Below are 23,315 nucleotides of genomic sequence, written 5' to 3' on the forward strand. Positions count from 1 at the left end.
ACCCCTCCCGGTCTCATCTTCTCGTTATACGAAAAGTTAACCAAGCGCAAAGCGACGGTCTTCGTCTCGCCCCGATTTCGCACAGGTTGGTCGCAGGTCGTGCTCAGGGCAGACGCGCGAATTCCTCCGATGACGGAATTTCCTCGCCCGGCCCCTCCGCCGCGCGCCGTGCGGCATCACGCAAGCGCCAGTCGCGCTCGAATATCCAGTAGGCAAGGCCGACGCACGCCCCGTAGACCGCGCCTGCGTCGATCGGCATCAGCGAAAAGCTCTCGCCGCGCGCGAACCCGCCCGCCACCACGCTCGTCAAGGTGACGCGCGTCATGAACCCGGCCAGCGCGCCCATCAACAAGGCCGCGACCCCGACCCACGGTTTCGCCCATGCTTCGCCGACCGCGCTCGCGGCGGGATAGCCGAAGATGAGGATGCCGAAGGCGCTGATCGGCACCAGCAGACCCGTCATCATGAGGAGCAGCGGCACATCGAGCAACGCGGCGCCCGACGCGTCGCGCGGCAGCAGGAAGGAGAGCGTCACCAGCACCGCGGTGCCTGCGAAGGTTCCGATGATCGAGGCCATGACGATCGGCGCGCGCGGGACGAACGGCTTCATCATTTCGCCAACGCCCTGATCGCGTCATTGGTATGGATCGTCGTGCCTTGGCCCTCGCGCCCGACCAGCGCCGCCATCGCCTTCGCGACCAACGCCGCATCGATCGCGCGCAGATTGCGCGGCATCAGCGGATTGACGAGCGGCGAGACCATGATCCCGAGCCGCTCCTTGAGGCGTCGCTCGCTCCCGCGCTTGCCGCGCAGCAGACCGGGCCGCACGATATCGAGCCGCTCGAAACCGAGGCTCTCGACGTCGCGCTCCATTTGTCCCTTGATCGCAAGATAGCGGTTCTTCGAGGTCGCATCGGCCATCGTCGAGGAAACGACAATCGCCTGCCGCGCGCCCGCGCTATGCGCCGCACGACAGAAATCGACGACCGCGTGACGGTCGATCCGGTCGAATTTCTCCCAGTCCTTCACCTTGGCCCAGGTCGTCCCGATCGTCGCGATGGCGACATCCACCTGCTCGCCCTCGACCAGCCCGGGCCAGTCGCCCATCTCGCCGACCTTTTCGCGCACGCCCTCCCGGTCGGGCAGCACCGGACGCCGCGACAGACCGAGCACGTGATGTCCAGCAAGATCGTCGACAAGATGCGAGCCGATAAGCCCGCTGGCACCGACGAGCGCGACGCGCGCCATGTTCAGAAACGGTCCACGGGCAGCGGCGAGGTGCCGCGCCAGTCGCGGTAACGGCGGATGGCAAAGGGATCGGTCATCCCCGCAATATAGTCGCCGATCGCGCGTTTGCGACCCGTCTCGCCGTTCCCCGTCGGCCAGCCCTCCGGAAGGCCCGCGCGCCCGTCGATCAATTCTTCCGCCAGTCCCGACACGATCGCCTTGGCGCCGCGCCGGATCGGCTGCAGTTGGTCGCTGTCGTAGAGATTGGCGTAAAGAAAGCGTTTGAGCGCCCGCTCCTCCTCGCGCATCGCGTCCGAGAAGCCGACCAGCGCATGGCCCGCGCCGCGCACCTCGTCGGGCGTCGCGACCTTTGCCGCGGACACCCGCCGCCGCGTCTCGTCCAGCACGTCAGCGACCATCGTCCCGATCATGTCGCGCACCAGTGCCGCCTGTTTGCGCGCGCGGTCGAGCCCCGGGTGCCGGGCCTCGATCGCGTCCCAATGCCGTCTGACGAGCGGAAGCGCGAGCAGCGCGTCGAGTTCGAGGATCCCCGCGCGCAGCCCGTCATCGATGTCATGATTGTCATAGGCGATATCGTCGGCAATCGCCGCGACCTGCGCCTCAAGCGATGCATGGCTGGCAAGCGCGAGATCGAAAGCCGCATCCACCTCCTCCAACGCCCACCCCGGCGCCAGCACCGGCCCGTTGTGCTTCGCCAAGCCCTCGAGCGTTTCCCAGGTGAGGTTGAGCCCGTCGAAGCCGGGATAAGGGCATTCGAGCCGGGTCAGGATCCGCAGGCTGTGGCCGTTATGGTCGAACCCTCCGGCGTCCTCGAGCGCTTCGCCGAGCGCATCCTCTCCCGCATGACCAAAGGGCGGATGCCCGAGATCGTGGGCCAGGCACAGCGCCTCCGTCAGATCCTCGTTGAGCCCGAGCGTGCGCGCCATCGCCCGCCCGATCTGCGCCACCTCGAGGCTGTGCGTCAGCCGCACGCGATAATGATCGCCGTCGGGCGCGACGAAGACCTGCGTCTTGTGACGCAGCCGTCGGAACGCCACCGAATGGATGATACGGTCGCGGTCGCGCTGGAAGGCGTCGCGCGGGCCCCGCGGGCCCCGGTCGTCCTCGCAATGCTGGCGGCCCCGCGAGCTTGCGGGGTCGCTCTGAAGCGATGCTGCCAGCACTTGGTCGCGCCCCTAGAGCTTGTCGATCACCAGCGCAGAAGGGTTGCGCGTCCAAGGAAAGCTGTCCACCCCTTGTGCCTTCAGTTTGGTGACCAGCGCCTGCGCTTCGGCGCGGGTGGCGAAAGGCCCGACCAGCAGCCGGTGGAAGTCCACCCCGCGCGTCAGCAGCGCATCGCGTCCGTCGAGCAAGTCTCCCGCTGCACGCGAGATGCGCCGCCATTCGAACTTCATCGCTGCGCGGTCGCCGCTTCCGGCGAGCTGCACGAAATAGGTGCCCGTCACGCCAAGGTCGGGCTTGGCCGCGGCGCTCGCTGCGGCGGCGACCGAAGGACGCGGGGCCTCCACCTTGGGCTGGGGCGCTGGCGGTGCGTCATATTTGGGGCGCGGCGCGGGCGGTGCTTCATATTTGGGCGTCGGCGCCGCGGGCACGTTCGTGCTCGCAGATGCGGTGCGCGGGGTCTCGCTCAAGATGCTGTCGATGGAACCCAGCCGATCGACGCGGCTGCTGCCGGATTGACCGGGATCGCTCGGGCCTGCGCTGCCCGTCGCGATCGGCGTCGCCCGTTCCATGGCCTCGGCGCGCGGATCGCTGGCGGGCAGTTCGACCGGCGTGACGGCGGCGGTGCGGACCGGCGCTGCCGCAACGCTCTGCACCGGCGAGGGGGCCGGAGCGGGCGCGGCTTCGATCGGCGCGCGGCTGATTTCGATCCTGCCGCCCCGCTCTCGCTCTGGATTACCCTCGATCTTGCCGCCCCGCTCGCGGCCGGGATTGATCGTCGTCGTCGCGCGGCTGTCGGTCTCGGCCGCGCGCCGTCCGGCGCCGACCGCGTCGATCAGCGCATCGCGCCCGGGCCTGCGGCTCGCCGTGGTGGGCGCGCGCGGTGTCAGCCGCGGCGTGGCCGAAGGCGCTGCGGAGGGACGACGGGGGGTGGTGTTGGTCGCAAATTCGACATCGCTGCCTTGCGGAAAGATGCCGAGATGCACTGCCGCCGCCTTCTGCCGGTCCGACAGGCGCGGAAGCAGGCGCAGGAACGGATCGATCTGCTCGCCCGCCCCCGGCATCGCGCTCTCGATCGCGCGGCGCGCATTATCGGTATCGCCGGTCAACGCCAACACGAAGGCGCGCGTGCGCAACGCATCGATATCGCCCGCCCCGATCTGCGGATTGATGAGCGCCATCGCAGCCGTGCGGTCCCCAGCCATCGCGAGGTTGAGCGCGAGGCGCCGGGCCGCGAGCTCCGCGTCGCCGCCCCGCAGCGCGGCACGATAATTGACCTCCGCCGCCGCACGATTGCCGTTGAGATCGAACGCCAGCCCGCGGCCCGCGCCGATCACTGCCTCCGAGCCCCCGAGCGCCGCCGACTGTTCGAAATATTCGAGCGCCTTGTCCGGCTGGTTCATCTGCGCCGCAAGCGAGCCCAGTCCGGCAAGGACGCGCGGGTCCTGCGGCTGCTGCTCGAAAGCGCGCGAATAGAAGCCCGCCGCCGAGGGCAGATCGCCGATGTCGAGCGTCGCCGCGCCGGCGCTCAGCAGCGCCTCGACGTCGTTGGGATTGCGCTCGAGCGCATTGAGGCTGCGCGTGAGCGCATCCGATGCCGACGGCTGCGCCATCACCATGGCAGGAAGTCCGCCCGCGACGGACAAAGCGAGTGCGGCGGCCCACAAACGGGGGCCGCGTCCGAATCGTGTCACCTTACGCATTCAGGCGGTGTGTCATGCAAAAGCTTTCCCTGCACTGACCCACAGGAGCCCGTGCGATCAACCGTGTCGATCGAACGATGGAACGACAGGTGCCGATGGGTTCGGTAACCTACTTGTTCTGGCGGTTGAGAAAGCCCGGAATATCCATTTCCCCACGCCCGAAGCCCGGTCCCTCGTCGGCTTCCGTGTCGGCAGCCTGCGCGCCGCGCGCGATGTTGCTCATGCGCTCGAACAGGGTGCCGCCACCGCTCGGCGGCGGGGTGGTGATGTCGGCCTTGCGCGCTTCACCCTTGGGCGCGAGCAGCGAGGGCATCGCGTCGAGACCCGCATCGCCGGCCTCCTCGTCCTCGTCGGCGGGCGGGGCCACCGGCACGGCAGAGACGGGCGACGTGAGAATGTCGTCGGCTTCCAGATCGAGCGTATCTTCGTTCGGTGCCGCATCCTCGGCTCCGACTTCGTCGGTCAGGTCGAGCAGGTCCTCGTCCTTGTCGACCGCCGGCGAGGTAGTCGCGGTCGGCATGTCGAAACTCGGACGCACTGCGCTGGCGCCGCCCATGCTCGAGCGACCCGATCCCGGGAAGCTGAACACCTGGCCCTGGCTCGACGAGGTCGAACCGGAAACCGGCTTCATCGCTTCCTCGCCGTCGATGCCCGTAGCGACCACGCTGACGCGGATCTTGCCTTCGAGATCGTCGTTGAACGCCGAACCCCAGATGATGTTGGCATCCTCGTCGACCAGTTCCTTGATGTGGCTCGCGGCCTCGTCGACCTCCATCAGCTTCATGTCCATCCCGCCGGTGATCGAGATGATGACGCCCTTGGCGCCCTTCATGCTCACCCCGTCGAGAAGCGGATTGCTGATGGCCTTCTCGGCGGCCTCGATGGCGCGGTTCTCGCCCTCGGCCTCGCCCGTGCCCATCATCGCCTTGCCCATCTCGCCCATCACCGAACGCACGTCGGCGAAGTCGAGGTTGATGAGCCCCGGCATGACCATGAGATCGGTAATGCCGCGCACGCCCTGCTGGAGGACCTCGTCGGCCATCTCGAAGGCCTGCTTGAAGGTCGTGTCCGGCGTAGCGAGGCGGAAGAGGTTCTGGTTGGGAATGACGATCAGCGTGTCGACATGCTGCTGCAGTTCCTCGATCCCGCTTTCCGCGGCACGGCCACGGCGCGAGCCTTCGAACGCGAACGGCTTGGTGACGACACCGACGGTGAGGATACCTTTCGCGCGGGCAGCTTTCGCGATGACGGGCGCGGCGCCCGTTCCCGTGCCGCCGCCCATGCCGGCAGCGACGAACACCATGTGGCTGCCGTCGAGCGCGCGCTCGATTTCCTCGATCGTTTCCTCGGCTGCGGCACGGCCGATCTCGGGACGCGATCCCGCACCCAGTCCCTGCGTGATCTTGAGCCCGAGCTGCAGCCGCGTGGAAGCGACCGAATTGTTCAATGCCTGCGCATCGGTGTTGGCGACGAGAAAATCGACCCCCTGCACATCCGCGTCCATCATGTTGGCGATGGCGTTGCCGCCCGCGCCGCCGACGCCGATCACACTGATGCGCGGACGCAATTCGTCCACTTCAGGCCGCTGAAAATCGATGCTCATTGAGGTGCCTCCCCGGTTCGCGCAACTTGTTGAATCCTCTTCCCGAATCTTTGCACATCGCGAGTCCGCGCCAAAGCGAAAAATGTGCCGATCGGACAAATAGTGAAGAAATGATTCAGTATGGGACGATTAATCGACCCGCTGATTCAATTCGGGACGCTTCACTCGCCCTTCAAGGCTGTCATCAGCCGGTCGATCCACCCGCCCCGGCGTCGACGGCGGGCCCCGCGCATCGCCATGTCGCGGCCTTGTCCGTCCTGGTCCTCATGTGTCAGCAACAGCAGCCCCACCAGCACCGAGAAGCCCGGCCCCGACTGCGCCTCGGGCAGGCCCGCGATCCGCTTCGGGCGCCCGATCCGTACGCGATGCCCCAGGGCCGACTGCATGTAGTCCTCGATATTCTTGAGATCCGCGCCGCCGCCCGTCAGCACCACCTGCCGCTTGGCATGGCCGCCGAACCCCAGCGCCTTCAGCGCCCCGTCGATCTCGTTGGCGAGTTCGTCCAGCCGCTGGCGGATGACGCTGTTGAGCTGCGCGCGCGTGATCCTGAGTGCATCGCCCGCGCCGCCCGTCTCGGTATCGATCCGTTCGTGATTGTCGCTCGGGCTCTGGCTCGCCGAGCCGTGAAAGCATTTCATCCGCTCCGCATCGCGCCGCGTCACCCCGAACGCCATCGCGATATCCTCGCTGATGTCGCGCGCGCCGATGGGAATGGTTCGCAGTCCCGCGAGCATCCCGCCGATCCACAGCGACACGCTCGTCACGTCCGCGCCCAATTCGACCAGCGCCACGCCGAGCTCGCGCTCGTCCTTCGACAGACACGCCCGCGCCGCCGCCATCGGCCCCGCCACGATCGCGCCGACGCCGAGGTGCGCCGAGCGGATCACATAATCCATATTCTTGAACGGCGCCTGGTCCGCCGCGATCACGTGGATCGATACGCCGAGCTTTTCGGCGTGGAGCCCGCGCGGGTTCGACACGCCGGTCACCCCGTCGAGCGTATAGAGCGCGGGCTGCGCGTGCAGCACGACCTGCCCGTCGCGATCGAGCGCCTCGCGGCCCGTCTCGAGCAAGGACGACACGTCCGCTTCCTCGACTTCGAGCCCGCCCAGCTCGGTCTCGACCTGCGCGACGTCGCTGCGCAGGCCCCCCGCCGAGAAGCCCGCCGTCACGTCCTCGATCGCGATGCCGCCGGTGCGTTCGGCAAGGTCGACGGTCTCGCGCACCGCCGTTTCCGCCTGCGCCATATCGACGATATAGCCACGCTTCACACCGCGGCTCTCGCGCTGCCCCGAGGCGACGATCTCGAGTTTGCCGTCCTCGTCCGCCCGCGCGATCAGCGTCGCGATTTTCGACGAGCCGATGTCGAGCGCCGCGATCAGGTTGGTTTCGTTCCGCGCCATCAGTTCGCCGCCTCCTCGCGCGCATCCTTGAACATCGGCGAGCGCGCGATCGCGCGCCCGGGCAGACGGAGGTCATAGCGCTCGACCCCGATCCCCAGCATCGGCGCCTTGCGATCCAGCGCCATGAATTTCTCCAGCGCCTCGCCCGCCTCGCGCTCGCCCTCTGGCAGCGCCAGGATCTCGCCCGACTGGACATTGAGGTCCCAGCGCCGCTCGCCGACCCAGGTTGCCGAGGCCAGTTGCGGACGCAGTGACGGCACGCGCTCGAGCAGGCGTTCCAGCTGCTCCATCTCGCGGTTCGCGCCCCGCCCTCGGATGAGCGGCAGATCGGGCATCGAGGCGATCGGCACGCGCTTCAGCACGACCCCCTCCTCGTCGATGAGGAACAGCCGGTCCTCTCCCTGCCACAGCGCCGCGGGGGTCCGCTCGACGATATCCACGACCAGCGTATCGGGATAGCGCCGCGACACCCGCGCGTCCCGCACATAGGGAAATTCAAGCAATTCCGAGCGCACCGCGCCGACATCCACCAACGGCAGCGCGCGCGTCCGCTGCGACAGCGCGATCTCGTAGACGGGTTCGGACCGCATCTGCTCGACACCCTTGACCTCGATCGAGCGCACGCGCAGCCCCGCCGCGCCCATCGCCTCGCCGCCGGCGCGCAAGGCCATCCCCGGCACGTCGAGCACGAACAGCACCGCCACCAGCGCCACGCCCACCAGCGCCGCCAGCGCGCCCCTGGCGACGCGGTCGGCACCCGGTGTCGGCTGCACCTTGCGTTTGGCGGGCGCTTTCCGGCGCGTTGTTTTCCGCTTCGCTGCCGCCACCTACGCCAGCGCCTCCGCGATCAGCCGTTCGCACAATTCGCCATAGTCGATGCCGCGATAGGCCGCCTGTTCGGGAACGAGGCTCAAGGGCGTCATCCCGGGCTGCGTATTCACTTCGAGCAGAAACAGGCCATCCAGCCCGCGGCTTTCGTCCCAACGAAAATCGGAGCGCGAACACCCCTTGCACCCCAGCAGCCGGTGCGCCTCCAGGGCGATCTGCTGCATCCGGTCGGCGACCTCGGGCGGCACGTCGGCGGGGCAGACATGCACCGTCTGCCCGTCCTGATATTTGTGCGCATAATCGTACCAGCCGCTCTCGATCTTGAGCTCGGTCACCGCCAACGCTTCTTCGCCCAGCACCGCCACGGTCAGCTCGTGCCCGGCGATGAACTCTTCGCACAGGAGCCGGTCGAATTCCTGCCACGGCCCTTCCGCCTCGCGTCCGATCGGCGAGCCATAGTTCGACTCCTTGGTCACGATCGCGACCCCCACCGACGACCCTTCGTCGACGGGCTTCAATACGTAGGGCCGCGCCATGGGGTCGCCCTCGTACAGGCGCGCGCTCTCGACGATCTTGCCCGGCGGCATCGGAATGCCGTGTGGCTCGAGCACCGCCTTGGTCAGCTGCTTGTCGATCGCCACCGCCGAGGTCGTCACGCCCGAGTGGGTGACGGGAATCTGCATGATCTCGAGCAGGCCCTGTACCGTCCCGTCCTCGCCGGGGGTGCCGTGCAACGCATTGAACACCACGTCGGGGCGCAGCTCGGCCAGAACGCTCGCCACGTTGCGATCCATGTCCACGGTCGTGACCTTCGTGAAGCCTCGCGCCTTCAGCGCTTTCGCGACGCCCGCACCCGACGACAGCGACACGTCGCGCTCGGCCGACCAGCCGCCCATCAGGACGACGACATGCATATCCTTGTTCAGGTCACTCATTTGCGTCCAACCCGCTTGATCTCCCATTCGAGCTCGGTGCCCGAATGCCGTTTCACTTTCTCGCGCACTTCATCGCCCAGCCCCTCGATGTCCGCACTCGTCGCATCGCCGGTGTTGATGAGGAAGTTGCAATGCTTCTCGCTGACCTGCGCCCCGCCTCGCGTGAGCCCGCGACAACCCGCTTCGTCGACGACCTTCCACGCCGAACCGCCTTCGGGGTTCTTGAAGGTCGAACCGCCCGTCTTGGTGCGCACCGGCTGGCTCTCTTCGCGCGCCGCCTGGATGCGGTCCATCTCCGCCTGGATCGCCTCCGGATCGCCCGGCTCTCCCCGCAGCACCGCGCCGATCACGATCGCCCCGTCGGGCAGGTTGCTGTGCCGGTAGGCATAATCGAGCTGCCCGTTCGACAAGGTCAGCTGGCTGCCGTCCCGCGTGACGATCTCGGCCTCGACCAGCACGTCCTTGGTCTCGCGCCCGTAGGCCCCGCCGTTCATCTTCACGAACCCGCCCAGGGTGCCCGGGATCGAGCGCAGGAATTCCATCCCCGCGATCCCCGCATCGCGCGCCGCCGAGCTGATCAGCACGCCATGCGCTCCCGCGCCTGCGCGCAGCGTCACCTCGTCGACCTGCTCGACGGTCGCAAACGCCTTGCCGAGTTTCACCACCACGCCCTCGACACCGCCGTCGCGGATGATGAGGTTGGAGCCAAGCCCCAGCCCCATCACGGGGACGTCATCGTCGAGTTCGCTCAGGAAATTGGCGAGGTCCTTGGCGTCGGCCGGCTCGAACAGCCAGTCCGCATTTCCGCCCGACTTGAACCACACCAGCTTCGCCAGCGGCGCATTCGCGGTCAGCTTGCCTTGAACCTCGATGTCGTCCGGCGCGCTCATTTCGCTTCCCTCGCCGCGCGGATGCCGTCCGCCAGCCGCGCCGCCCAGCTGGTGATGTCGCCCGCGCCCATGCAGACGATCACATCGCCCTTCGCCGCCACGTCGCGCAGCGCATCGGCCAGATCGTCCTCGTCCTCGACGGTGCGGACCATGCGGTGCCCACGCTGGCGGATGCCATCGGCGAGCGCCTGCGCATCGACGCCTTCGATCGGGTCCTCGCCCGCCTCGTAGACCGGCGTCACCATGACGATATCGGCCTCGTTGAAGCTGGTCTGGAACTCGTCCATCAGGTCCTGAAGGCGCGTGTAGCGGTGCGGCTGCACCACCGCGATCACGCGGCTCTCGGGGCAGGCATAGCGCGCCGCTTCCAGAACCGCGCGGATTTCCACGGGGTGATGCGCATAATCGTCGATGATCGTCGCGCCGCCCACTTCGCCCACGTTGCTAAAGCGCCGCTTGACTCCGTCGAACGCCTTGAAGCCTTCGCGGACCTGCTCTTCGTCCACGCCCAGTTCCATCGCCGCGCCGATCGCCGCCAGCGCGTTGAGGATATTGTGCTTGCCGGGAATGGGGACGTGGATGTCGCGCATCGTGGTCACCTCGCCGTCGCGATCGGTGAAGACCACGTCCATGCAGGTGCCGCCGAGTTCGGGCCGCAGATTGTCGGCGCGCAGGTCCGCCTGCTGCGAGAAGCCATAGGTGCGGATGCGTCGGTCCTGCACCTGCCCGATGACATTCTGCACTTCGGGATGATCGATGCACATCACCGCGAGGCCATAGAAAGGCACATTCTCGACGAACTGGCAGAAGGCCGCCTTCACCTCGTCGAACCCGCCATAATGGTCGAGATGCTCGGGATCGATGTTGGTCACGATCGCGATCGTGCCGTCCAGTCGCAGGAAGCTGCCGTCGCTCTCGTCCGCCTCGACGACCATCCATTCGCTACTGCCCAACCGCGCGTTCGAGCCATAGCGATTGATGATCCCGCCGTTGATCACCGTCGGGTCGATCCCCGCCGCATCGAGGAGCGCGGCGACCATGCTGGTCGTCGTCGTCTTGCCGTGCGTCCCCGCCACCGCGATCGTGCGCTGCATTTTCATCAGCTCGGCAAGCATCTCCGACCGCTTCACCAGCGGCAGCCGCTTCTCCTTGGCCGCCTCGACCTCGACGTTGGTGCGCCGGATCGCCGTCGAGCACACGACCACCTCGGCATCGCCAAGATTGTCTGCCGAATGGCCGATATGGACCGGAATGCCGAGGCTCTTGAGCTTCTCGACGACCGGGCCTTCCTTCATGTCCGAGCCCTGCACGTCATAGCCCAGCTGGTGCATCACTTCGGCGATCCCCGACATGCCGATGCCGCCGATACCGACGAAATGGATAGTGCCGAGGTCCTGCCCCTGTGCACGCATCTTCATGCCACCGCTCCTGCCGGACGCCCGCCGGGACGCGCCACGCCGACCGGTCCCACGGGCACCGGCGTATCGCCCGCCGCGATGCGCTCGACGAGATCCGCGAGGTCTTCTGCCGCGCGCGGCCGTCCTACGGACAGCGCCCTTTGCGCCGCATTGTCCAACGCCTGCGGGTCGCTACAGATCTCCGCGACCTGCGCGGCCAATTTCTCGGGCGTGAAATCGGGCTGCTTGATCATCACCGCGCCGCCCGCCTTCGCCATTTCGCGCGCATTGGCGGTCTGGTGGTCGTCGGTCGCGATCGGCAGCGGTACGAGGATCGCGGGTCGACCCGCCGCCGTAAGTTCGGCGATCGTCGAGGCACCCGCCCGCGCGATGATGAGATGCGCATTGCCGATCCTGCGCGGCATGTCCTCGATATAGGTCAGCGTCTCGGCGGGAATATCGAGCGCCGCATAGCGCGCGCGCACCTGCTCGATATCTTCGGGCCGACACTGCTGTACGACGTTCAGGCGATGCCGCAATTCGTCGGGCAATTGACCCAGCCCCTCGGGCACGACTTCGGACAGGATGCTCGCCCCCTGGCTCCCGCCCGTCACCAACACGTGCAGCGGGCTCGTCGCATCGAAGCTCGGAAAGGGCATTTCCCCCAGCCGTGCCACTTCGACGCGCACCGGATTGCCGACCAGCACTTCCTTCGACTTGTCGTTCGAGCGTTGCACGGTCTTGTAGGCCGTCGCGATCGCATCGGCGCGCCGCGCCAGCATCCGGTTGACGCGCCCCAGTACCGCATTCTGCTCGTGCAGGATGGTCGGGATGCGCATCCCCTGTGCCGCCAGCAGCGCGGGAAAGGCGGGATAGCCACCAAAGCCCACGACACAATCGGGCGTGAAATCGCGGTAGAGTTGCTTGGCGGCCTTGCGTCCCTTCAGCACGCTGAAGAACGCCTTCACCATCCCGATCGGCCCGCCGCCGAGCCGCCCCGCGGGCAATTCCTCGACCGGCACGTCCTCGAAGATCGCGGGGATCCTTGCGCCGCGCGCATCGGTCACCAGCATCACGCCGTGACCGCGGCTCTTCAGTTCGTTCGCCAGCGCATGCGCGGGGACCATATGCCCGCCCGTTCCGCCTGCCGCGAGAGTGATGTTCATGTCCCGCTCCATCGAACGACATAGGGTGATCGGTTAAGGTACGGGTTGCGCCTCCTGAACGCGAGCAGCAATCCCATCCCCAAGGATAACGCCAGCATCGAACTCCCGCCATAGCTGATGAACGGCAGCGTCATGCCCTTGGACGGCGCGATCTGCACGTTGACCGCCATGTTGATGAACGCCTGCAGCCCGAACTGCAGCGCCAGCCCCGCCGCCGCGAGGATCGCCAGCGGTTGCTCCTCGTCGAGGAGCTTGATCAGCACGCGTCCGATGATCAGCATGTAGAGGATCGCGATCGCGAGGCAGGCGATCAGACCGAATTCCTCGCCGATCACGCTGAAGATATAATCGGTGTGCGGCTCGGGCAGGTTGAACTTCATCGTTCCCGCGCCCGGCCCTTTTCCGAAGATGCCGCCCGCCGTCAGCGTCGCCATGGCGCGGGTCGTCTGGAAATTGTCGCCCTCGCCGAACAGGAAGCCGTCGATCCGCGCGGTCGCGACGGGATAGAGGAAATAGGCCGCGACGATCCCGACGATCCCCGCCACGCCCAGCGCCGCCACCAGTTTCACGCGCGCACCGGCGAGCGCGAACAGCGCCGCCCAGCTCGCCGCGAAGATGACCGTCGTGCCGAAGTCGGGCTGGCGCATCAGCAGGATCGCGGTCACGCCCGTGAGCCCGCCCGACACCGCCGTGCGCACCGCGAAGCTCCATTTGCGCGTGAAGATCCACGCCAGCGCCACCACGAAAGCGGGCTTCATGAATTCCGACGGCTGGAAGCGCGATACCCCGAGGTCGAGCCACCGCTTCGCCCCATTGACCTCGCTCCCCACGATCGGCACCAGCGCCAGCGCGATCAGCCCGAGCCCCGTCGCGACGAGGCACAATCGCGCGAGCATTCCCTTGGGTAGCATCGACACGAGCAGCATCACCGGGATGCTGGCGAGGATCCACATCACCTGCCGGTAGAAGAAGTAGAGCTCGGGAAAGCGCAGCCCCGGCCCCGAATAGCGCTGCGCCGCCGCCGGGCTGCCCGCCGCCACCGCGATCAGTCCGATCACGATGAGCAGCGCGAGCAGCAGCAGCAGCACGCGATCGATTTCCCAGAACCAGCGCGCGAAGGCCGATCGGTCGGCGCGTCCGTATCGGGTCGGAGCGGTCTTCAGCATGCCCCCGCTTCCCTCGCCGCAGCGCGAAACACCTCGCCCCGCTCTTCGAAATCGCGAAACTGGTCGAAACTGGCGCAGGCCGGCGACAGCAGCACCGTGTCGCCGTCTTCGGCTTCCTCGGCGGCCATTCGCACCGCTTCCTCGACCGTTTCCGCCTGCACATGCGCCACCCGGTCGCCGAGCTGTGTGGCGAACCGTTCCGCCGCCTCGCCGACCAGATAGGCCTTCACGACCTTCGTGAGATCGCCGAGCAGGGGCTCCAGCCCGTCCGCTTTCGCCTCGCCCCCGACGATCCAGCGGATGCGCTCGAAGGCCGCCAGCGCGGGCGCCACCGATTCCGCATTGGTGGCCTTGCTGTCGTTCACGAACCGCACGCCGTCGCGAACCCCCACGATCTCCATGCGGTGCGGCAGGCCCTTGAAGCTCTGGAAACCGCGCGCGATCGCTTCGCGCTCCAGCCCAAGCGCCGAGCAGGCGAGAATCGCTGCCGCCGCGTTTTGCGCATTGTGCGGCCCGCGTAGTGCTTCGCCATATTCGCCTTCCGGCGCGCCCGTCTCGCGCATGTCGATCGCGACCCCGTCCGCATCCTGCATCGCGAACAGGCGGAGCTTGCTGTCCCGATATTTCTCGAACGACCCATCGTAGCGATCGAGATGATCGGGGGTGATGTTCAAGAGCACCGCTACTTCACAACCGAGGCTCTGCGTCAGGTCGATCTGGTAGCTCGACAATTCGAGCACATAGACCCCGCCTTGCGGCAACGGATCGAGGCTCAGGATCGGCGCGCCGATATTCCCGGCAGCGATACTCGGCACGCCCGCCTCGCGCAGCACGTGATCGATCAACGCGGTCGTCGTCGACTTGCCGTTCGTGCCCGTGATGCCGACGACCGCATGACGCGGCAGTTCGCCCCGCGCCCGCGCGAACAGTTCGACATCGCCGATGATCTCGCAGCCCGCCTCGCGCGCCATCGCGCCGATCGGATGCTTATGAATCGGCACACCGGGCGACACGACCAGCGCGTCGAACCCGTCCAGACCCTCTTCGAGGAAATTCACCCGCTCGGCGAAGGGATTGGCCGCCACGCGTGCCTCCTCGCGGTCGTCCCAGCAGGCGACCTCGCAGGCCGACTTCACCAGCGCGTTGACGGTGGCCAGGCCCGAGCGCGCCAGCCCGAACACCGCGTAGCGTTTCCCCTGCCAGGCCTCGGCGAGGATCACCGCAGTTTGAGCGTGCTGAGGCCCGCGAGCGCCAGCACGAAGCTGATGATCCAGAAGCGGATGACCACGGTCGGTTCCGACCAGCCCATCTGCTCGAAATGGTGGTGGATGGGCGCCATCTTGAAGATGCGCCGCCCCGTGCGCTTGAAGAAGAAGACCTGCAGTACGACGCTGACCGCTTCCAGCACGAACAGCCCGCCGACGATCGCCAGCACGAATTCATGATGCGTCGCCACCGCGACCGCACCCAGCGCCCCGCCCAGGGCAAGGCTACCCGTATCGCCCATGAAGACGGCCGCAGGCGGCGCGTTGAACCACAGGAAGGCCAGCCCTGCGCCGACCACCGCAAGCAGCACCACGGTCAACTCGCCCGTCCCCAGCACATGCGGAATACCGAGATATTCGGCGAAGACGGCGTTGCCGACCAGATAGGCGATCAGCGTGAAGGCGACGCTCGCGATGATGACGGGCATCGTCGCCAGCCCGTCCAGTCCGTCGGTCAGGTTCACCGCATTGCCGAAGGCGACGATCACGAAGGCCCCGAAGACGATGTAGAACCAGCCGATATCGAAGCCCAGGCGGCTCACGAAAGGCAGGTACATATTGGTGCCCGAGGCATCGATCATGAGCCAGGTCGCCACCCCAGCAATGGCGAATTCGAGCGCTAGTCGCACCTTGCCGGGGATGCCCGCATGGTGCGCTTTTCGCACCTTGTCGTAATCGTCCATGAAGCCGATCAGCCCGAACCCCGCCGTCACCAGCAGCACCGCCCACACATAGCGGTTGGTGAGATCCATCCACAGCAGCACCGAGGCGAACACCGAGATGAGGATCAGCAAGCCCCCCATGGTCGGCGTGCCGCGCTTGGCGAGATGGCTCTGCGGCCCGTCGGCGCGGATCGGCTGGCCCTTGCCCTGCTTCTTGCGCAGCCAGTTGATGAACGCCGGCCCTAGCAGCAGCCCGATGACGAGCGCCGTCCCCGTCGCCGCGCCGGCACGGAAGGTGATATAGCGAATGAGGTTCAGCGGCCCGGGAAATCCCAGCCACTCGGCGATCAGGTAGAGCATGCGCCCTCCCTTTTCACAGTCTCGACGAGCTTGCCAAGCCCCATCGAGTTGGATGCCTTCACGAGGATGGCATCGCCCGCCCGCATTCGCTCGCGCAGCACGCGCGTCGCTTCGTGCGCATCCTCGACGCGGACGACCTCGATTTCATCGCGTCCCAGCGCCTCGGCCAGCGGGTCCATCTCCGCGCCGACGAGGATCGCGACATCGACCTTGGCCGTGCGCACGGGGCCGGCAAGGTCGGCGTGGAGCCGCGCACTTTCCGCGCCCAATTCCTTCATCGCCCCCAGCACCGCGATCCGACGCCCGGCCGCCTCGGCACCGAGGCTCTTGAGCGTCGCCGCCATCGAAGCGGAGTTGGCGTTGTAGCTTTCATCGATGAGCAGCGCCTCGCCCTCGCCTACCGGAACGGTGAGGCGCTCGCCGCGACCCGCGAGCCCGGCCATGTCGGCAAGCGCCAGCCCGGCGATGGCGACATCGCCGCCCGCGGCGTGGATCGCCGCCAGCACCGCCAGCGCGTTCGACACCCAATGTTCGCCGCGCTGTGCGACCGTGAAAGTGAGTTCGCGCCCCGGCAGCCGTGCGGTCACGAGGTTCCCGCCGCGCCGCGCACTCGCCTGATTGACCGCCGCGACATCGCCCTCCTGGCCGCCAAAGGTCAGCGTCCGGCCTGCATGGCGCCGCGCGGCCTTCACGAGCCGGTCGCGATAGTCGCTCGCCTCTGGAAGGATCGCGGTGCCCTGGGGCTCGAGCCCTTCGAAGATCTCCGCCTTGGCGTCGGCGATTGCCTCCATCGAACCCAGATTCTCGATATGCGCGGGCGCGATCGCGGTGACGAGCGCGACGTGCGGGCGCACCATTCGCGTGAGGGCGGCGATCTCGCCCGAATGGTTCATGCCCATCTCGAACACGCCGATCCGCGTCTCGCGCGGCATCCGCGCCAGGCTCAGCGGCACGCCCGTATGATTGTTGTAGCTCTTCACCGACCGATGCGCCTTCCCGCGCGTGATGCGGTCGGCGGCAGCGTAGAGCGCTTCCTTGGTGGAGGTCTTGCCGACGCTTCCCGTCACGCCGATCACCACCGCGTCTTCCGCGATCCGCGCGCGCGCCGCTTTCGCCAGCGCCTCGAGCGCGGCGGGCACGTCGTCGACCCGCACGTGCGGCACCTCGACATCGCGGCTCACCAGGGCCGCGACCGCCCCGTTCGCAAACGCCTTGTCAATGAAGTCATGCCCGTCGAATGCCGTCCCCGGCATCGCCACGAACAGATGGCCTTGCTCGATTTCGCGACTGTCGAATGCAACGCCCGAGACATGGAACGTCTCGCTCGCAACCCCGCCGGTGGCAGCGACGATCTCGTCGGACGTCCAGAGTGCACTCACGCCGCGCACTCCCGCGCCACCTCGACGTCGTCGAACGGGAGCACATGCTCGCCGACGATCTGTCCCTGTTCGTGCCCCTTGCCCGCCAGCAGGACGATGTCGCCCGCGCCGGCCAGGTCGATTGCCCGCGCGATCGCGGCGCGACGGTCGGCGACCTCGATCGCGCCCTTCGCGCCCTTCAGCACCGCCTTGCGAATGGCAGCCGGGTCTTCCGAACGGGGATTGTCGTCGGTGACGATCACGATGTCCGAATGTTCGACGGCGACCTCGCCCATCGGCTCGCGCTTGCCGGGATCCCGGTCCCCGCCCGCCCCGAAGAGCGTAATCAGCCGCCCTTCGACGTGCGGGCGCAGCGCCGCGATCGCCGCTTCCAGCGCGTCGGGCGTATGCGCATAATCGACGTAGACGGGCGCCCCGCGGGCCGAGATCACCGCGCGCTCCAGACGCCCGCGAACGGGCGACAAGCGTCCCATCGCCTCGAACAGCGCGCCCCAGCCCGCCCCGCATGCGAGCGCCAGCCCCGCCGACACCATCACGTTCGCCGCCTGATATTCACCGATCAGCGGCAGTTTCAAAAGCCGCTTCTCGCCATCGTGCGTGACGTTGATCGCCTGCCCCAAAGGCGTCGCGCGTCGCTCCTCGATACGGATCGTCTCGCCGCGACTGCCGACCGTCATCAGCTTGACGCCGCGCGCCTTGACCCGTGCGATCACCTCGTCGGACTTGGGATCGTCGGTCCAGACCACGGCCGTCCCGCGCGCGTCGAGGAGCTCGTCGAACAGCCGCATCTTGGCGTCGAAATAGCTCTGCATGTCGCCATGATAATCGAGATGGTCGCGGCTGAAATTGGTGAACGCCGCCGCTTCCACCGGCAGTCCCGAAACGCGGTGCTGGTCGAGCCCGTGGCTCGACGCCTCGAACGCGACATGGGTCGTCCCCATCCGCTTGAGGCCGGCCATGTTGTGAAGGAAGGTCACGATATCGGGACTGGTCAGCCCGGTCTTCACCTGATCATCGGCGGTCGTCACACCGAGCGTGCCAATCGAGGCCGAGCGATGCCCCATCATCCGCCACAGCTGGCGTGTCATCTCGACCGTCGAGGTCTTGCCGTTGGTCCCCGTCACCGCGACCACATGGTCGGGATAGGGCGCATAGAAACGCCCCGCCACCTCGGCGAAATAGGCGCGGGGGTCGTCGACCGCGATATGCTCTGCGCCCTCTACCCGGGCCCCGGGTCGCGCGATCACCCCGATCGCGCCGCGCTCGACCGCGCCGGCAATGAAGTCCTCGCCGTTGACGCTCGCACCCCGAAACGCGCCGAACACATTGCCTTCCACCACCTTGCGGTGGTCGATGGCGAAACCGGTAATCCTGATGTCGCTCGCACGCCGCGCGAGATCGCAAAGCCGCACTCTTACCTACCCCTCTTCCCGGATATGCGGCAGCACCTGCGTCATATCGGGTTCGCGTTTGGGGTCGGGGGTCACGCCCAGCATCGGGGCGATCCGCGAGACCGTCTTCGACACCACCGGCGCGACGTTCCAACCCGCCGTCCGGAAGCCGAACGTCTCGGGCAGGCCCTTGGGTTCATCGAGCATCACGACGATGACGTAGCGCGGATCGTCGATCGGGAAGACACCCGCAAAACTGTTGACGACCAGCTGTCTGGAATAGCGCCCGCCCACGATCTTTTCCGCCGTCCCCGTCTTGCCGCCGATCCGGTAGCCCGGCGCATCGGCCTTGCGCCCCGTGCCGTGCGTCACCACCAGTCGCAAGAGGGCGCGCATCTGCTCGCTGACCTGCGGCGAGAAGACCCGCTCCCCCTTCGCACGCGGGTTGTTCGCATCGACCTTGCGGACCGTCGGCGTGCGATAGACTCCACCGTTGAACAAGGTCGCATAGCCGCTCGCAAGGTGCACCGGGGTCACGGCGATGCCATGCCCGTAGCCCACCGTCGCGGTCGCCGTATCGCCCCATTCGCGCGGCGTCAGCGGCGTGCCCCGCTCGGGCAGTTCGTAGCCCAGCCGATCGGTGAAATGCATTTTCTTGAGGAAGGCTTCCTGCCGCTTGGCCCCCAACTGGAGCGCGATCTGCGCGGTGCCGACGTTGGAGCTTTCCATCATGATTTCCGCGACGCTGCACGGCCGTCCGAACGGGTGCGTATCGCCGATCGACCGATTGCCGACGCGCAGTTTCTGCGGACAGGGATACATCTGCCCCATCGAGCGGATCTGGCCGCTTTCGAGCCCCATGGCGACGGTGAACGGCTTGAAGGTCGAGCCCAGTTCGTAGACGCCTAAGCTGGCGCGGTTGAAGCGCGCTTCGGTGCCCCCCTGCCCCGCAATGTTCGGATTGAGCTGCGGCAGGCTGGTCAGTGCGAGGATTTCGGCGGTGTGGATGTCCATGATGACGCCCGCCGCCCCGATCGCGCTGAACTTCTCCATCGCCGCCGCCAGTTCGGCCTTCAGTGCCCCCTGCACGGGCGCCGAGATGCTCAAGGCCACCGGTTCGCCCTTGCGATTGGGGTCGGTCAGCTCTTCCTCGAAAGCTTTCTCCGCGCCCGACACGCCATTGCCGTCAACGTCGGTATAGCCGATCACGTGCGCCGCGAGCGAGGTCTGCGGATACAGCCGGTCGGGCTCGCGCGTCAGCTGCAGCCCGGGTTCGCCCAATGCATTGACCGCCTCGACGAGCCGCGGCCCCGCGCGCCGCTGGAGATAGGCGAAACTCTTGTCGCTCGTCAGCAGCTCGTAATAGTCGGCCTCGTCCTTTTCGGGCATCAGCACGGCCAGCTGCCGCGCCAGGTCGAGCTTGTTGCCGATCACTTTCTTGGGCTGCACCGCGACCGTCCATCCCTCGATGGTGCGCGCGAGCGGCTGCCCCTCGCGATCGACGATATCGCCGCGTGCGGGCGTGTAGGCGCTTGCCAGCCGCTGCGCCGCATCGCCCGATCCGAACACCGCCAGATAGCCGATCCGCCCACCGATCGTCAGGATCCCGAAGGCGAACGCCAGCATCGCGACCATCAGCCGCTGGTGCATCATCGAGAGGGTCTTGCGCTTCTGTCCCTGCAGTTTCAGCCGCTCGGGCGCGGGCTTGGGTGCACTGCGGGGCGGAGGCATGGCGTTCATGGCGTGGCGTTATCGTCTTTCTCGGGCAAGGGCGCCAGCGGATCGCGCGACTTTTCTGTGGATGAAGTCGCGGATTTGGGCGTCGCCGACACCGTGTTTGCCGGCGACGCCCCTTGGGGCCCCGCGCCCTCAACCTTCGCGGCCTTCGGCTTCGCGCTGGAAGCCTCCGACGGCGTGTAACTTGCCTGGACGAACAGTTCGCCCGCCTCGCCCGACGCCTCGCCATCGGGCGCCGCCGCCAGCACCAGCGGTGCGCTCATGCGGTCGTCGGCATCCTCGGGCCGCACCATCGAAGCGAGCGTATAGGCGCTACCGACGAACTGGTCGGCGTCGGGCGCACTCAGCTGCAGGAAATTCACGTTCCACCGCTCGAGCTGTGCCAGCCGTCCGCGCGTGCCGATCTCGGTCTCGAGCGTGCGCACCTCGCGCATCGCCAGTGCGATGTCGCGCTCCACCCGTTCGAGCTCGGCACGCGAGGACGCAACCTCGAGGCTGACGAGATAGCAGGTCAGTACCGCGACCCCCGCGCCCAGCGTCCAGAGAATATGCGAAAAGCCCCTCATGCCGCGTCCCTCCATGCCGGCGCATCCGTCCGCGTCGCCGCGCGCAGCTTGCTCGAGCGCGAGCGCGGGTTCGCCGCAATTTCCGCTTCGGTCGGCGCGATCGCCTTGCTCACCTCCTCGAAGGTCGGCGTCGGCCCGTCCTGCCGCTGCGGCAGGTGGCGCGATCCCCCCGGCAGGTTGCCCGAGCGCTCCCGCAGGAAATTCTTGACGATCCGGTCTTCCAGGCTGTGGAAGCTGACCACCGCGAGCCGCCCGCCGGGCTTCAAGACCCGCTCGGCCGCCGTGAGGCCCTTCTCCAGTTCCTCCAGCTCGGCATTGAGGTGGATGCGGATCGCCTGAAACGTCCGCGTCGAAGGATCGGTCTTCATGCCCTTGTGGTAGCCAAGCGTCGCGCGCACCACGTCTGCAAGCTCGCCGGTCCGCGACAGGGGCCGCGCCTTGGCGACCGCCGCCGCGACGCGGCGTGCGCGCGGCTCCTCGCCGTAGCGCTTGATGATGCGCGCCAGTTCGCCCTCGTCGGCAGTGTTCACGAAATCCGCCGCCGTCTGGCCCGACTGCTCCATCCGCATGTCGAGCGGCCCGTCCTCGCGGAACGAGAAACCGCGATCGGCCTGGTCGATCTGCATCGAGGACACACCGAGATCGAGCACGACGCCATCGACGCTGCCGTCGACCCGCGCATCCATCTGGCTGAAGGTGGCCGTCACCAGCGTCAGCCGTTCGTCGGGCAGCCGCTCGGCCGCCGCCGCAATGGCATCGGGGTCGCGGTCGAAGCCGATCACCTCGCCCGCCCCCGCCTCGAGAATGGCGCGCGAATACCCACCCGCGCCGAACGTGCCGTCGATGATCCGCGCCCCCGCGCCAATACGCAGTTCGCGCACGACCTCACCCAGCAGCACCGGGATATGGGGAGCCTTGCTCATCGTCCGCGCTCCTCGAGCCGGAAGCGCGCGATATCCTTCATGTCCTCGGGGATGCGTTCGTCGGCGAGGAACGTGTCGGGGTTCCACATCTGGAAGGTCTCGCCCGTGCCGATGAACAGCGCCAGATCCTCGATTCCGCCCTTCCGACGCATCATCGGCGGCAGCACGATCCGCCCGGTCTTGTCGTAGCCGACTTCCTCGGTCGCACCGAAGGCCATGAGGTTCGCCTGCATGTAATCGAGTTCGGCGCCGATCGCGGTCTCGGCCTTTTCGGCCCGCCGCTCCATCTTCTGATGCTTCAGCGCGGCATAGCCGGGATCGTAGCCGTCGAGCGCGGGAAAGACATTGTTCTTGGCGAGCACGATGGTCCGCGCATCGCCGCGCCGCTCGATCACCGATCGCAGGAATGCGGGGACGGAGACGCGCCCTTTGGCGTCTACCGCGTTGACCGCGCTTCCCTGGAATAGATGTTCTAGCGCCATGTTCCCCGTTTTCCGCCCGCTGTCGGGGCCACCGCTTGCCGTTCGTCCGCCGGGGACCGAGGCCTAACCAGACCGCGAGACGGGCGATCGGCAAGCGGGGCTACCGAACACCATTGTGGATACCCCAAAAGTGATGGGTGCACAATGGGATATCATGGGATTTCATGGTCCAATATGGTTTTTCGCGGATTCGTGCGGGTTTGCAACACCTCCGATGGACGTGTCGAACCGATGGCGGAATTCCGCCAATCCTGTGGATAACTTTGTTGGTGAACGTTCGCGCCCGGGCGAGTCGTCAGCCGGCGAGCCGCTCCAGCAGGCCCTTCAGCGCGGCAAGGTTCGCCCTACCAGCTTCGCCCTTCTCGATGACGAAATCGGCGTCCGCGAGGATCAGCGCCCGCCCCTCGCCGAGCGCACAATCGGCGAGAAATCCGTCCGCCTCGAGCGTGCAATTCTCGCCCACGACCTCGAAGCGCCCCGGAGAGCGCACCGTGACCGTCTCGCCCGCCAATTCGAGCTGCGCCGCGCCGTAGGACAGCGGCCCGTCGAGCAGCACGCCCCAATGGCCGAGCAGTCCCGTGTCGGCAAAATAAGGCGGCGGATAATCGCCCCCGAGCGTCGGCGGCCCCATCTCGACCGCGAAGGCCGGGTCGGCGAGCAGCAGCACCTTCCCCCCGGCGCGCACCCATTCGTCGAGCGCGACGAGATGCTCGGCGGTCTGCGCGCGCGGATGCGCCATCAACAGCAGCTCGCCCTTGGCAAGCTCCTCCGGCCCCGTTGCGGCGATGCCGAGCAAGTCGAAGCGTTGCTCCAGCACCGCCCGCAGCGCGCTCTCGCTCCCGTCCTGCACCTTCTCGATCGAGAATTCCGCCCCCGTCGGCAGACCCGGCCCGAACAGGATCGGCAGGCTCGATACCAGCAACAAGGTCGGCTTTCGCGCTTCCCCCGTCGCATTTGCCTGTGTCGGCGCGATCGTCTCGGGCGTGGTCTCCGCCGCCTCGTCCTGCGGCGAACAGGCCATCAGCACCGCCATCAGCAGCGCTGCCACCG

General features: G+C 67.3%; 21 protein-coding genes. All 21 read right to left on the minus strand.

Annotated features, from left to right (window positions below):
- Positions 1–103: 103 nt before the first annotated feature.
- A complete protein-coding gene (locus WJS89_RS04945; RefSeq protein ID WP_346339808.1) occupies positions 104–613 on the minus strand; it encodes a hypothetical protein in 510 nt (169 codons plus the stop codon).
- Positions 610–1,248, minus strand: coding sequence for an NAD-dependent epimerase/dehydratase family protein (locus WJS89_RS04950; protein ID WP_346339809.1), 639 nt, complete (start codon positions 1,246–1,248; stop codon positions 610–612). Before WJS89_RS04950 ends, WJS89_RS04945 begins: the two co-directional genes overlap by 4 nt.
- Positions 1,249–1,250: 2 nt before the next feature.
- Positions 1,251–2,411 carry a deoxyguanosinetriphosphate triphosphohydrolase gene (locus tag WJS89_RS04955; RefSeq protein ID WP_346339810.1) on the minus strand — a complete coding sequence of 387 codons (1,161 nt, stop codon included), beginning with the start codon at positions 2,409–2,411 and terminating at the stop codon, positions 1,251–1,253.
- Between the two features lie 12 nt (positions 2,412–2,423).
- Positions 2,424–4,112, minus strand: coding sequence for an SPOR domain-containing protein (locus tag WJS89_RS04960; protein ID WP_346339811.1), 1,689 nt, complete (start codon positions 4,110–4,112; stop codon positions 2,424–2,426).
- A gap of 109 nt (positions 4,113–4,221) precedes the next feature.
- The gene (gene ftsZ, locus WJS89_RS04965) at positions 4,222–5,715 is read right to left on the minus strand and encodes a cell division protein FtsZ (protein WP_346339812.1); all 1,494 of its coding nucleotides are present in this window, start codon (positions 5,713–5,715) and stop codon (positions 4,222–4,224) included.
- A 161-nt stretch (positions 5,716–5,876) separates the two neighbouring features.
- Complete coding sequence (ftsA, locus tag WJS89_RS04970; RefSeq protein WP_346339813.1) at positions 5,877–7,118, minus strand: cell division protein FtsA; 1,242 nt, start codon at positions 7,116–7,118, stop codon at positions 5,877–5,879.
- Positions 7,118–7,945, minus strand: a complete 828-nt coding sequence (locus WJS89_RS04975; RefSeq protein ID WP_346339814.1) for a cell division protein FtsQ/DivIB — start codon at positions 7,943–7,945, stop codon at positions 7,118–7,120. The genes ftsA and WJS89_RS04975 overlap by 1 nt, the downstream gene beginning before the upstream one ends.
- Positions 7,946–8,881 (minus strand): D-alanine--D-alanine ligase, encoded by a 936-nt coding sequence (locus tag WJS89_RS04980; RefSeq protein ID WP_346339815.1) that lies wholly within the window; start codon positions 8,879–8,881, stop codon positions 7,946–7,948.
- Positions 8,878–9,771: a UDP-N-acetylmuramate dehydrogenase gene (gene murB, locus WJS89_RS04985; RefSeq protein ID WP_346339816.1), complete on the minus strand. Its 894-nt coding sequence runs from the start codon at positions 9,769–9,771 to the stop codon at positions 8,878–8,880. Before murB ends, WJS89_RS04980 begins: the two co-directional genes overlap by 4 nt.
- A complete protein-coding gene (gene murC / locus WJS89_RS04990) occupies positions 9,768–11,183 on the minus strand; it encodes a UDP-N-acetylmuramate--L-alanine ligase (protein ID WP_346340080.1) in 1,416 nt (471 codons plus the stop codon). Before murC ends, murB begins: the two co-directional genes overlap by 4 nt.
- A 2-nt stretch (positions 11,184–11,185) precedes the next feature.
- Positions 11,186–12,334 (minus strand): undecaprenyldiphospho-muramoylpentapeptide beta-N-acetylglucosaminyltransferase, encoded by a 1,149-nt coding sequence (murG, locus tag WJS89_RS04995; protein WP_346339817.1) that lies wholly within the window; start codon positions 12,332–12,334, stop codon positions 11,186–11,188.
- Positions 12,331–13,500, minus strand: coding sequence for an FtsW/RodA/SpoVE family cell cycle protein (locus WJS89_RS05000; protein ID WP_346339818.1), 1,170 nt, complete (start codon positions 13,498–13,500; stop codon positions 12,331–12,333). The genes murG and WJS89_RS05000 overlap by 4 nt, the downstream gene beginning before the upstream one ends.
- Positions 13,494–14,720: a Mur ligase family protein gene (locus tag WJS89_RS05005; protein ID WP_346339819.1), complete on the minus strand. Its 1,227-nt coding sequence runs from the start codon at positions 14,718–14,720 to the stop codon at positions 13,494–13,496. The genes WJS89_RS05000 and WJS89_RS05005 overlap by 7 nt, the downstream gene beginning before the upstream one ends.
- Positions 14,717–15,787, minus strand: coding sequence for a phospho-N-acetylmuramoyl-pentapeptide-transferase (gene mraY / locus WJS89_RS05010; protein WP_346339820.1), 1,071 nt, complete (start codon positions 15,785–15,787; stop codon positions 14,717–14,719). Before mraY ends, WJS89_RS05005 begins: the two co-directional genes overlap by 4 nt.
- A complete protein-coding gene (locus WJS89_RS05015) occupies positions 15,775–17,166 on the minus strand; it encodes a UDP-N-acetylmuramoyl-tripeptide--D-alanyl-D-alanine ligase (RefSeq protein ID WP_346339821.1) in 1,392 nt (463 codons plus the stop codon). The genes mraY and WJS89_RS05015 overlap by 13 nt, the downstream gene beginning before the upstream one ends.
- Entirely contained in the window at positions 17,163–18,578 is a 1,416-nt protein-coding gene (locus WJS89_RS05020; RefSeq protein WP_346339822.1) for a UDP-N-acetylmuramoyl-L-alanyl-D-glutamate--2,6-diaminopimelate ligase, read from the minus strand. Before WJS89_RS05020 ends, WJS89_RS05015 begins: the two co-directional genes overlap by 4 nt.
- A 6-nt stretch (positions 18,579–18,584) precedes the next feature.
- Positions 18,585–20,297: a peptidoglycan D,D-transpeptidase FtsI family protein gene (locus WJS89_RS05025; protein ID WP_346339823.1), complete on the minus strand. Its 1,713-nt coding sequence runs from the start codon at positions 20,295–20,297 to the stop codon at positions 18,585–18,587.
- On the minus strand, positions 20,294–20,860 hold the full coding sequence (locus tag WJS89_RS05030; RefSeq protein ID WP_346339824.1) for a hypothetical protein: 567 nt from the start codon (positions 20,858–20,860) through the stop codon (positions 20,294–20,296). The genes WJS89_RS05025 and WJS89_RS05030 overlap by 4 nt, the downstream gene beginning before the upstream one ends.
- On the minus strand, positions 20,857–21,783 hold the full coding sequence (gene rsmH, locus WJS89_RS05035) for a 16S rRNA (cytosine(1402)-N(4))-methyltransferase RsmH (protein WP_346339825.1): 927 nt from the start codon (positions 21,781–21,783) through the stop codon (positions 20,857–20,859). Before rsmH ends, WJS89_RS05030 begins: the two co-directional genes overlap by 4 nt.
- On the minus strand, positions 21,780–22,265 hold the full coding sequence (locus WJS89_RS05040) for a division/cell wall cluster transcriptional repressor MraZ (RefSeq protein WP_346339826.1): 486 nt from the start codon (positions 22,263–22,265) through the stop codon (positions 21,780–21,782). The genes rsmH and WJS89_RS05040 overlap by 4 nt, the downstream gene beginning before the upstream one ends.
- A gap of 295 nt (positions 22,266–22,560) precedes the next feature.
- Positions 22,561–23,313: a motility-associated ABC transporter substrate-binding family protein gene (locus WJS89_RS05045; RefSeq protein WP_346339827.1), complete on the minus strand. Its 753-nt coding sequence runs from the start codon at positions 23,311–23,313 to the stop codon at positions 22,561–22,563.
- Between the last annotated feature and the right edge of the window lie 2 nt (positions 23,314–23,315).

The sequence above is a fragment of the Sphingomicrobium aquimarinum genome (genome assembly GCF_039655735.1).
Taxonomy (GTDB): domain Bacteria; phylum Pseudomonadota; class Alphaproteobacteria; order Sphingomonadales; family Sphingomonadaceae; genus Sphingomicrobium; species Sphingomicrobium aquimarinum.

Bases quoted from the DNA above. Each gene is read 5' to 3' on its own strand.
- WJS89_RS04945 (WP_346339808.1), bottom strand. From the start codon at position 613: ATGATGAAGCCGTTCGTCCCGCGCGCGCCGATCGTCATGGCCTCGATC.
- WJS89_RS04950 (WP_346339809.1), bottom strand. From the start codon at position 1,248: ATGGCGCGCGTCGCGCTCGTCGGTGCCAGCGGGCTTATCGGCTCGCAT.
- WJS89_RS04960 (WP_346339811.1), bottom strand. From the start codon at position 4,112: ATGCGTAAGGTGACACGATTCGGACGCGGCCCCCGTTTGTGGGCCGCC.
- ftsZ (WP_346339812.1), bottom strand. From the start codon at position 5,715: ATGAGCATCGATTTTCAGCGGCCTGAAGTGGACGAATTGCGTCCGCGC.
- ftsA (WP_346339813.1), bottom strand. From the start codon at position 7,118: ATGGCGCGGAACGAAACCAACCTGATCGCGGCGCTCGACATCGGCTCG.
- WJS89_RS04980 (WP_346339815.1), bottom strand. From the start codon at position 8,881: ATGAGTGACCTGAACAAGGATATGCATGTCGTCGTCCTGATGGGCGGC.
- murB (WP_346339816.1), bottom strand. From the start codon at position 9,771: ATGAGCGCGCCGGACGACATCGAGGTTCAAGGCAAGCTGACCGCGAAT.
- murC (WP_346340080.1), bottom strand. From the start codon at position 11,183: ATGCGTGCACAGGGGCAGGACCTCGGCACTATCCATTTCGTCGGTATC.
- murG (WP_346339817.1), bottom strand. From the start codon at position 12,334: ATGAACATCACTCTCGCGGCAGGCGGAACGGGCGGGCATATGGTCCCC.
- WJS89_RS05000 (WP_346339818.1), bottom strand. From the start codon at position 13,500: ATGCTGAAGACCGCTCCGACCCGATACGGACGCGCCGACCGATCGGCC.
- mraY (WP_346339820.1), bottom strand. From the start codon at position 15,787: ATGCTCTACCTGATCGCCGAGTGGCTGGGATTTCCCGGGCCGCTGAAC.
- WJS89_RS05025 (WP_346339823.1), bottom strand. From the start codon at position 20,297: ATGAACGCCATGCCTCCGCCCCGCAGTGCACCCAAGCCCGCGCCCGAG.
- WJS89_RS05030 (WP_346339824.1), bottom strand. From the start codon at position 20,860: ATGAGGGGCTTTTCGCATATTCTCTGGACGCTGGGCGCGGGGGTCGCG.
- rsmH (WP_346339825.1), bottom strand. From the start codon at position 21,783: ATGAGCAAGGCTCCCCATATCCCGGTGCTGCTGGGTGAGGTCGTGCGC.
- WJS89_RS05040 (WP_346339826.1), bottom strand. From the start codon at position 22,265: ATGGCGCTAGAACATCTATTCCAGGGAAGCGCGGTCAACGCGGTAGAC.